The organism is Flavobacterium sp. NRK F7, from assembly GCF_024054195.1.
Lineage (GTDB): Bacteria > Bacteroidota > Bacteroidia > Flavobacteriales > Flavobacteriaceae > Flavobacterium.
The window spans coordinates 1-436 of the sequence record NZ_JAMXLB010000011.1; the positions used below are offsets into that span (position 1 = coordinate 1).

The following is a 436-nucleotide window of genomic DNA, read 5'->3' on the forward strand; positions in this document are numbered from 1 at the left end:
TAAATCTACTGTTGTAGCATCGTTTGATAAGCTTAATGTGTTTCCTGATAATGTTAAATCTTGGCTATCGGTTCCTGCTAAAGAAGATAAATCAACCGTATTTGTACCACCAGAAATACTTAAAGTAGCTCCTGATAAACTTAACTCTTGGTTGTCTGTATTATCTAAGTAACTGCTTAAATCTACAGAAGTAGCATCGTTTGATAAGCTTAATGTGTTTCCTGATAATGTTAAATCTTGGCTATCGGTTCCTGCTAAAGAAGATAAATCTACCGTATTTGTACCACCAGAAATACTTAAAGTAGCTCCTGATAAACTTAACTCTTGATTATCAGTATTATCTAAGTAACTGCTTAAATCTACTGTTGTAGCATCGTTTGATAAGCTTAATGTGTTTCCTGATAATGTTAAATCTTGGCTATCGGTTCCTGCTAAA

At 33.5% G+C, this 436-nt stretch carries 1 pseudogene; it reads right to left on the reverse strand.

The features are described from left to right. Positions 1–436 (reverse strand): annotated as a pseudogene (locus tag NHF47_RS17080) (hypothetical protein); the annotation flags it as partial.